At 73.9% G+C, this 9650-nt stretch carries 5 protein-coding genes and 2 pseudogenes; 3 read left to right on the forward strand and 4 right to left on the reverse strand.

All coding sequences use genetic code 11. The features are described from left to right. Positions 1 to 1314, forward strand: a pseudogene (locus tag JNW89_RS17970) (SCO7613 C-terminal domain-containing membrane protein); the annotation flags it as partial. A gap of 464 nt (positions 1315 to 1778) precedes the next feature. Here the strand turns inward: JNW89_RS17970 and purE are convergent. From purE to JNW89_RS17985, 3 genes are all read right to left on the reverse strand, one after another. Then, the gene (gene purE, locus JNW89_RS17975; RefSeq protein ID WP_238449796.1) at positions 1779 to 2270 is read right to left on the reverse strand and encodes a 5-(carboxyamino)imidazole ribonucleotide mutase; all 492 of its coding nucleotides are present in this window, start codon (positions 2268 to 2270) and stop codon (positions 1779 to 1781) included. Then, positions 2267 to 3427 (reverse strand): 5-(carboxyamino)imidazole ribonucleotide synthase, encoded by a 1161-nt coding sequence (locus JNW89_RS17980; RefSeq protein WP_238449797.1) that lies wholly within the window; start codon positions 3425 to 3427, stop codon positions 2267 to 2269. Before JNW89_RS17980 ends, purE begins: the two co-directional genes overlap by 4 nt. Before the next feature lie 109 nt (positions 3428 to 3536). Beyond that, positions 3537 to 5537: a thioredoxin domain-containing protein gene (locus tag JNW89_RS17985; RefSeq protein WP_375155114.1), complete on the reverse strand. Its 2001-nt coding sequence runs from the start codon at positions 5535 to 5537 to the stop codon at positions 3537 to 3539. Between the two features lie 134 nt (positions 5538 to 5671). Between JNW89_RS17985 and JNW89_RS17990 the strand changes: the two genes are divergently transcribed. Then, positions 5672 to 6703, forward strand: coding sequence for a phosphatidylinositol-specific phospholipase C domain-containing protein (locus tag JNW89_RS17990; protein WP_238449798.1), 1032 nt, complete (start codon positions 5672 to 5674; stop codon positions 6701 to 6703). Between the two features lie 89 nt (positions 6704 to 6792). On the opposite strand, the pseudogene JNW89_RS17995 reads toward JNW89_RS17990, so the two are convergent. Further along, a pseudogene (locus JNW89_RS17995) lies at positions 6793 to 8800 on the reverse strand (putative bifunctional diguanylate cyclase/phosphodiesterase); the annotation flags it as partial. On the opposite strand from JNW89_RS17995, the gene JNW89_RS18000 reads away from it, so the two are divergent. Then, the coding region (locus JNW89_RS18000; protein WP_238449799.1) for a glycoside hydrolase domain-containing protein at positions 8790 to 9650 on the forward strand (861 nt) is incomplete at its 3' end. The pseudogene JNW89_RS17995 and the gene JNW89_RS18000 sit on opposite strands and share 11 nt — an antisense overlap.

A 9650-nucleotide genomic window follows, 5' to 3' on the forward strand; every position in this document is an offset into this window, starting at 1 on the left:
GGTGGAGCCGCACCGGATGCTCTCCCGAATCTGGCAGGGGCCACCGCCGGAGCTGCTCACCCCGCCCCCGGAGGCGGTCGACCCGACCCACGTGCTGACCGCGCTGCTGCTGACCGCGACCGCGGCGCTGGCCGCCACCGGGCTCAGCGGCGGGCGGCGCGCGCGGGCCGTACCGGTGGTCCTGCCGGGGCTGGCGGTGACCCTGCTGATCACCCCGGTGGCGCTCGGCCACGCCTGGCCGGAGAGCGCCCTGGCGGCACTCGCGGTCTTCACCATCTCGATGCTCGGGCTCGCGCTGACCCCGCCGCCGCCGCTGGCCGAGCCGGCCCGGTCGCTGCGGGTGACCCGGGTGCTGGTCTTCGTGATCGGGCTGGCCGGCGGCGGCGCCGGGCTGGCCGGCAGCCTCGGCACCCAGGGCCTGACCCTGTTCACGCTGGGCGGGGCGGTGGGCGTCGGCGCCGTCGCGGCGCTCTACGGCACCACCCAGCGGGCACGCATCCTCGGCTGGCTCTTCGCCTCGCTGATGGCGCAACTCTTCGTGCTCACCGCCGGGCTGGTCGCCGGGCTCGCCGCCGTCTGGTCGGCGTTCGGGGTGCTGGCGGTCGGCGCGGCGTTGCAGGTGTTCGCGGCGACCCTGCCGAGGCTGCGCCGCCCCGAGGCGCAGCCCGAGGCGGCCACCGTGGAGTGGACCGGGTACGCGGCCGCGCTGATCGCCCTGGCGCTGGCCTACCGACTCCCCCCGGCACATCGGCCGCCCTGCTGGCCGCCTGGGGCGCCGTGCTCGGCGTGGCCGCGAGCCGGCCGGGGCGCCGCCCGCTGGAACGGCAGATCCTGTTCTGGGCGGTGGTGGCGTGCGAGATCACCGCCTGGTGGATCCTGATGCGGGTCGCCGACGTGGCGCTGCCGGAGGCGTACACGCTGCCGTTCGCGGCGCTCGCCCTGCTGGTGGGGGTGCTGGAGCTGCGGCACCGGCCGGACCTGTCGAGCTGGGTGGCCTACGGGCCGGCGCTGGTCACCGCGTTCGTGCCGACCCTGGCGATCGTGCTGGCGACCGAGTCCAGCATGCTGCGGCAGGTGCTGCTGCTGCTCGGCGCGGTGGCGGTGCTGATCTTCGGCACCACGAGCCGGCAGCAGGCACCGGTGATCGTCGGCGCCACGGTCACCGCGATCGCCGCGGTGCACGCGCTGTTCAGCCTCGGCCCGTGGCTGGTGCTGATCCCGGTCGGCGTGGTGCTGCTGGTGCTGGGCGCGAGCAACGAGCGCCGCCGCCGCGCTCAGGAACGGTTGCAGACCGCGCTGCGCGGCATGAGATGAATCGGAGGGTCCCTGTGGCGTGAGTGCCGTGTTGCGCAGAGCGTGCCGGGTGGTCGCGGATCACGAACTGGTTGCCGAGCCTGGTGCGGGGGGCCTCGTCGCGGCCGGAACCATGTCGGTGCCGGTGCCGGTCACCGGTCGCCGGTCGCCCGTCGCCGCCGGGCGGCTTGGTTGATCCCCGACGTGATCAGGAGTCGCGGCTACCAGCGGTGACGGCGAGCTCCGGCCCAAGCCCTACCCGCAGCGCCTTTGCTCTGCTGCCCTCCACGCACCACTCACGCCGAGTGACGACCCGCTGACGGCCGGTCTCACGGCGTATCGCGTTTCGGCTGTTCAAGGCGGTGTCGCCTGGGTAGCAGCAGAGCAAAGGGAGCGAACCTGGGATCCGGGAGGCGGCACAGCCGACACGCTGCGTGATGTCGCCCGGGATCACCGACGGTGAGCGCCGTCGTCGGGTGTAGCGGTCAGGCGAGGGCGGCGCGGAGGGCGGCGTCCTTCTCGGCCACCATCTCCTCCAGGCTCGCCTGGAAGGCGGTCATCCGCTTCAGCAGCGCCGGGTCCGAGGCGGCCAGGATGCGGACGGCGAGCAGGCCCGCGTTGCGGGCGTTGCCGATCGACACGGTGGCCACCGGCACCCCGGCCGGCATTTGCACGATGGAGAGCAGGGAGTCCATCCCGTCGAGGTGCTTCAGCGGCACCGGCACGCCGATCACCGGCAGCGGGGTCACCGAGGCGACCATGCCGGGCAGGTGGGCGGCGCCGCCCGCCCCGGCGATGATCACCTTGACGCCACGGTCGGCGGCGGAGCGACCGTACTCGATCATTTTGACCGGGGTGCGGTGGGCGGAGATGACGCCCACCTCGTAGGGCACCCCGAACTCGTCCAGCGCCTCGGCGGCGGCCTTCATGACCGGCCAGTCCGAGTCGCTGCCCATGATCAGCCCGACGGTGCTCACGCCTGCCCCTCCCTCAGCCAACGGGCGGCCCGCGCCGCCCGCGCCCGTACGTCGTCCAGGTCGGTGCCGAGCACCGTGACGTGCCCGATCTTGCGGCCTGGCCGCACCTGCTTGCCGTACAGGTGGACCTTGGCGCCCGGCTCGGCGGCGAAGAGGTGGTGCAGCCGCTCGTCGATGGAGATGCCGCCCGGCTCGCCGCCGAGCACGTTCGCCATCACCACCACCGGCGCGGTCAGCGAGGTGTCCCCCATCGGGTAGTCGAGCACGGCCCGCAGGTGCTGCTCGAACTGCGAGGTGCGGGCGCCCTCGATGGTCCAGTGCCCGGAGTTGTGCGGCCGCATGGCCAGCTCGTTGACGACCAGGCCGGCGTCGGTCTGGAACAGCTCCACCGCCAGCAGGCCGACCACGCCGAGCGCGGTGGCCAGGTCGATGGCGAGCTGCTGGGCGGCGAGCGCCAACTCCTCCGGCAGGTCGGGCGCGGGGGCCAGCACCTCGACGCAGATCCCGTCCCGCTGCACGGTCTCCACCACCGGGTACGCGGCCACCTGCCCGAACGGCGAGCGGGCCACCTGCACGGCCAGCTCCCGACGCAGCGCCACCCGCTCCTCGACGATCAGCGAGGTGCCGCCGGCGAGCAGCGTCGCGGCCAGCTCGGCGGCCTGCGTGGCGTCGTCGACCATCCAGACGCCCCGGCCGTCGTAGCCGCCGCGGGCGGCCTTCAGCACCACCGGCCAGCCGGTCTCCTCGCCGAATGCGACCAGGTGGGCAGGCTCGGCGACCGGCCGCCAGGCCGGATTCGGAGCGCCCAGCGCACCGAGGCGCTCCCGCATGATCCGCTTGTCCTGCGCGTGCAGCAGCGCGTCGGCGGGCGGGAAGAGCTTCACGCCCTCGGCGGCGAGCGCGCGGATGTGCTCGGTGGGCACGTGCTCGTGGTCGAAGGTGACCACGTCGCAGCCCTTGGCGAAGGTGCGCAGCGCGGAGAGGTCGGTGTGGTCGCCGTACTGGACGTCGGAGGCGACCAGGGCGGCGCCGTCGTCCGGGGCGAGCGCCAGCACGCGCAGTGACTGGCCGAGGGCGATGGCGGCCTGGTGGGTCATCCGGGCCAGCTGGCCTCCGCCCACCATGCCGACGACGGGCAGACCGGTACGGGAATCCATAGCGCCGCCAGCCTATCCGGGCCGCCGGCGATCACGCCGCGAGGGGCTCCGGCCCGCCAGCTCGACTCCGGGCGTCAGCCGAGCTGGGCGACCAGGTCGTCGACCGAGGTCACCGGCCGCTGGCAGACGAAACCCCGGCAGACGTACGCGGTGGGCCGCCCGTCGACCAGCGGCGGTCCGCGAGCAGCGGCACCCCCGGCTGGTCGGGTCGCCCCGCCACCACGACCGCGCCCGGCGGGGCGTGCCGCGCGGCGGCGGCCACCAGCGGATCCCCCACCGCGTCGTCGGTGGCCACCGCGATCTCGTACGGCCCGGAAAGCAGCGCCTCCCCCACCGTCGCCGCGTAGCCGGTGAAGCGGGCGTGCCGCCCGACGATCGGCGCGACGGTGGCCAGCGCCGCCTCGGCCGCCTCCCGGTAGCGACTCTCCCCGGTCAGCGCCGCGTACGCCACCAGCGCCGCCACGATCGCCGAGCGCCCCGACGGGGTGGCGTTGTCGGTCGGGTCGGCCGGCCGGGCGACCAGCTGCTCGGCGTCGTCGGCGGTGTCGTAGAAGCCGCCGTCCGGGGCGGCGAACCGGGCCAGCGCCACGTCGAGCAGCCCGCCGGCCAGTTCCAGCCAGCGCCCCTCGCCGGTGAGCTGGTGCATCGCGCAGAACGCCTCGGCCACGCAGCCGTAGTCCTCCAGCACGCCGGCAGGCTCGCCGACCACCTTGTCCCGGGACGCCCGGCGCAGCCGCCCGTCCACGATGTGCACGGCGGCCAGGTGCTCGGCGGCGTCGCGCATCGCGCCGTCAGCGACGATGGTGACGCCCTCCATCAGGTTGGCGTCCTCGTCGTCGGGCGAGGCGTAGAGGGCGGCGACCCGGAGGAACTCGGCGATCGCGGTGATCGCCAGGCCGTTCCAGGCGGCCACCACCTTGTCGTCGCGGGCCGGCTGCGGGCGGGTGTCCCGGGCGACGAGCAGCCGGCCGACGACGTCCCGCCAGCGGGCCCGGATCTCCGGGTCGACGTCGTCGACGTCCCGGGCCAGCCGCAGCACGCTCGCGCCGTGCTCAAAGGTGCCTTTTTCGGTCACCTCGAAGAGGTCGGCGGCCCAGCGGCCGTCCTCCTCGCCGAGCGCCTCGACGAGCTGGGCCGGCGTCCAGGCGTAGGTGAGCCCCTCGACGCCCTCGGTGTCGGCGTCCAGCGCGGAGGCGAACCCCTCCCCCGCCCGGTGCAGCTCGTCGGCGAGGAACCGGGCGGTGTCCCGGGCCACCCGCCGGGCCATCCGGTCGCCGGTGAGCCGCCAGAGCTGGGCGTAGCACCTGAGCAGCAGGGCGTTGTCGTAGAGCATCTTCTCGAAGTGCGGCACCGTCCAGTGCGCGTCCACCGAATAGCGGGCGAAGCCGCCGGCGAGCTGGTCGTGGATGCCGCCCCGGGCCATCGCCTCGGCGGTGTGCCGGGCGATCTCCAGGCTGCGCGCCGAGCCGGTGCGCTGGTGGTGCCGGAGCAGGAAGAGCAGATTCATGTGCGGCGGGAACTTCGGCGCGCCGCCGAAGCCGCCGTTCGTCGCGTCGTACTCGCGGGAGAGCTGGTCGGCGGCGGAGTCCAGCAGCTCGGCGGTGAGCGGGGCGGTCGGGCCGCCGACGGCCTGGGCGCCGCCGATCGCCTCGACCACGGCGGCGCCCTGGCGCAGCACCGCCTCGCGCTGGTCGCGCCACGCCGTGGCGACCGACTGGAGCAGCCGGACGAAGTTCGCCCGGGGGAAGTAGGTGCCGCAGAAGAACGGGGTGCCGTCGGGGGTGGCGAAGACCGTCATCGGCCAGCCGCCCTGCCCGGTCATCGCCTGGGTGGCGGTCATGTAGACCGCGTCGACGTCCGGCCGCTCCTCCCGGTCCACCTTGATCGCCACGAAGTCGTCGTTGACCAGCGCGCCGACCTGCTCGTTCTCGAACGACTCGTGCGCCATCACGTGACACCAGTGGCAGGCCGCGTAGCCCACCGAGATCAGCACCGGCACGTCCCGCCGCTTCGCCTCCGCGAACGCCTCGGCGCACCAGGGCCACCAGTCGACCGGGTTGTCGGCGTGCTGGAGCAGGTACGGCGAGGTCGCGTCGGCGAGTCGGTTCACCCGACGACCATATCCAGCCGGGCGGGCCCGCGCCGGGCGGACCGACGGCAATCACGGGGCCTTCCGTAGTTCACTTTCATCTATTTATATCTGTGCATGCCGGCGATCGTCGCCGGCCTCGCGAGGAGGCACGCATGCGCGGATCCCGTCGTCTGTCCGTACTCACCTCGGTCGCAGTGCTCGCGGTCGTCCTCACCGGACAACCCGCGGCCGCCGCCGTGGACCCCGCCACCCGGATCTCCGGGACCACGGCCGTCGGCACCCACAACGCGTACGAGCGCGGCACCTACACCTACCTGGCGCAGGCGCTCGACGCCCGCCCCGGGATGATCGAGCTGGACGTCTGGCCGGACGTGATCACGCGCCAGTGGCGGGTCAGCCACTCCAACCCGCTCGGCAACGACAACAACTGCGTCGCCGCCACCAGCGCGGCGCAGCTCTACACCGGCACCCGCAACAAGAACCTCGAACACTGCCTGGACGACATCCGGCTCTGGCTGGGCGCCCACCCCGACGCCGGGCCGGTGCAGCTCAAGCTGGAGCTGAAGACCGGCTTCAGCGCTCGTACCGGGCAGGGACCGGTCCAGCTCGACGCGCTGCTCGCCGCCCGGCTCGGCGACCGGGTCTTCCGCCCGGTCGACCTGCGCGGCGGGTACGCCTCGCTGGACGCCGCCGCCCGGGCCGACGCCTGGCCGATTCGCCAGCAGCTCGCCGGCAAGGTGCTCGTGGAGCTGATCCCGGGCACCGTGGAGGAGGGCAACCCCACCGACACGCTCCGCACCGACGTCGAGTACGCCCGTCACCTCGCCGGCCTCGCCTCGGCCGGCACCCTCGCCCGGGCCCAGGCGTTCCCCGCCGTGCACAACGCCCAGGCCGGCGACCCGCGCACACGCTACACCGAGGTGAGCCTGCGGCCGTGGTTCGTCGTCTTCGACGGCGACGCGAGCGCGTACGTCGGCGGCGGCATCGACACCTCCTGGTACGCCACCAACCACTACCTGCTCGTGATGACCGACGCGCAGAACGTGCCGCCGAAGGTGGGGAACACCGACCCGGACGCCGCCCGGGCCCGGGTCGCCCAACTGGCGGCGGCGCACGCCAGCATCGTCTCCGCTGACTGGGCGGCCCTGCCGACCGTCGTCGGCGAGGTCCTTCCCCGCGCCTGACCCGCCACCCGGGCAACCGTTTGCGGCGTGTCGCGGTGTCCCGCCGCCCGGACACCGCGACACGCCACGTCCCGCGAGCGGGCGGTGGGTCAGGAGGCGCCGTCGGCGCGCAGCGGGAAGACGTTCGACTCGGCCGCCTCGCGCAGCGTGCCGAGCACCGCGCCGATCTTGTCGGCCGGCATCGGCTTGAAGAAGTGGTAGCCCTGGGCGGCGGTGCAGCCCAGCTCGGCCAGGGCGAGCCGCTGCTCGGCGGTCTCCACCCCCTCCGCGACCACCCGCAGCCCCAGCTCGTGGGCGAGCCCGACGGTGGTCCGGACGATCGCCGCGGCCTCCGGCGACTCGGCCATCCGGATCACGAACGAGCGGTCGACCTTGAGTTCGTCGACCGCGATCCGGGTCAGGAAGGTCAGCGACGAGAAGCCGGTGCCGAAGTCGTCGACGGCGAGCTGCACGCCCATCGCGCGGACCGTGGCCAGCACCTCGTCGATCACCTCCAGCTCGCTCATCACCACCGTCTCGGTGATCTCCAGGACCAACCGGTGCGGCGGCACCTGGTGGCGGCGCAGCGCGTCGGCGATCTCGGCCGGCAGCCGGGGGTCGAGCAGGCTACGGGCCGACAGGTTCACCGAGATCGGCACGTCCAGGCCCTCCCGGGCCCAGTCGGCCGCCACCGCGAGCGCCTTGTCCAGCACGTACCGGGTGAAGGCGCCGAGCTGCTCGCTGTTCTCCACCGGGCGGATGAAGTCGGCCGGGCCGAGCCAGCCGCGGCGCGGGTGCCGCCAGCGGATCAACGCCTCCACCCCGGTCGGGGCGCCGGTGGCCAGGTCGACCGCCGGTTGCAGGGCCAGCACCAACTGGTCGTCGGCCTGCAACGCCTCCCGCAGCTCCGCCAGCAGCGCCAGTTGGTCGGTGCTCGCGGCGTCCCGGGCGCTGTCGTACGCGGCGACGCTGCCGCCGCCCTCCTTGGCCTGGTACATGGCGATGTCGGCCCGGCGCAGCAGCTCGGTCAGGTCGGCGGTGCCCGCCCCGGCCACCACCACCCCCACCGACACCTCGACGGACATCCGCACCCCGGCCACCTCGGTCGGCGCGGCCAGCCGCTCGGCGATCTCCCGGGCCTGGCGCAGCGCGTACGCCACCGGGGGCGGACCGGTCGCCGATCACCGGGACCGACGTCAGCAGCAGGGCGAACTCGTCCCCGCCGAGGCGCCCCAGCAGGTCGCCCGGGCGGGCGAGGGTGCCGAGCCGGTTGGCGGTGAGCCGCAGCAGCTGGTCGCCGGCCGCGTGCCCGAGGGTGTCGTTGACCTCTTTGAACTGGTTGATGTCCAGCAGCAGCAGCGCCACCGGGTGGTCGTGGGCGAGCTGCCGCAGCGCCTGGTCGCCCTTGCTGAGCATGGCCGCCCGGTTCACCAGCCCGGTCAGCGCGTCGTGCACCGCCTCGTACGACGACCGCGCGCTGACCAGCCGCAGCTCGCGGTGGGTGGCCGCGTCGTGCAGCGCGGCGGCGAGGGCGTCGGAGAAGGCGGCCACGGCGTCCCGCTCGCGGGCACTCGGGGGGGCGGTGGCGGGGAAGCGGACCCGCAGTTCGCCGACCTCGACGTCGCCGACGCTCAGCGGGCGGGCCAGCTCGTGTTCCGCGGTGGACGGCCGGGCGGGCGGCCCGACCTCGCGGTCGCGCACCTGGCCGGAGGCGTCCCCCCGGTACCGGCGCCAGCGGCCGTCGCCCCGGGCCACGTCGACGTCGACCAGCTCGGCACCGAAGAGGGTCAGCGCGCCGGTCACCGCGGCGGTGGCCACCCCGCGCTCGTCGAGCTGGTTGAGCGCGGCGGTCGCCTCCGCGAAGGCCCGCCAGTCCCGCCGTTCCTGGTCGGCGCGGAGCCGGTGCCGGTAGGTCTGCTGGAGCAGCCAGAGCAGCGGCGGGAGCAGCAGCAGCCAGCGGGCGTCGATCTCCACCAGGGCGACCACGACCAGGCCGACCGCGACGTTGCCGACGAACATCAGCAGCTTGCCCCGCAGCGCCGCGAGCACCGGCGGGCCGATGGCGACGCCGTGCCGCAGCGCCAGGGTGGCGCCGCCGAGGCAGGCGGTGGCGAGCAGGTMGSYCTACGGGGCGATCGTCATCTACTTCGGCGGTGTCAACCGCGCGTGCACGCAGCCCAACCTGACCGCCTCGTGGGTCGCCACCCAGCAGGCTGCGGGCTGGCATCTCGTGCCGATCTATCTCGGGCTGCAGTCACCGTGCACGACGTCCACCAAGCGCTATCTCATCGACCCGGCGAACCCGGCGGCGCAGGGACGCGCACAGGCGGACGACGCGGTCGCCCAGGCGAAGGCGCTGGGCCTGGCGCCGGAGAGCGTACTCATCTTCGACATGGAGGCGTACCGGACCGACGACGCGGCCTGCCGCTCCGCGGTGCTCGCGTTCATGAGCGCCTGGACGGCACGGCTGCACGACCTCGGCTACCTCTCCGGCTTCTACGGCAGCATGGCCTCAGGCGTCGCCGACCAGGTCGCGGCCTACAACACCCCCGGCTACGTCCGGCCCGACTACCTGGACTTCGCCCGCTGGGACGGCGCCGCCACCGTGTCCGACCCGGCGATCCCCAGCTCGTACTGGTCTCCCCAGCGGCGGATGAAGCAGTACCGAGGCGACCACAACGAGACGTGGGGCGGGGTGACGATCAACATCGACAACGATTACCTGGACGTCGCTCCCATTCCGGCGACCTCCTTCGGAGACTTCAACGGCAACGGCTGGTCCGACCTGCTGAGCCGCCAGCCCTCCACGGGCAACCTGTATCTCTACCCCGGCAACGGGACGTCCCTCGGCATCCGGACGACCATCAGCACGGGATGGAACGGCATGGATGTCATCATCCGGACGGACTTCACCGGGGACGGTCACGGAGACGTCATCGCCCGCGACAAGGCGACCGGCTACCTGTGG

This window comes from Micromonospora sp. 4G55 (genome assembly GCF_016803375.1).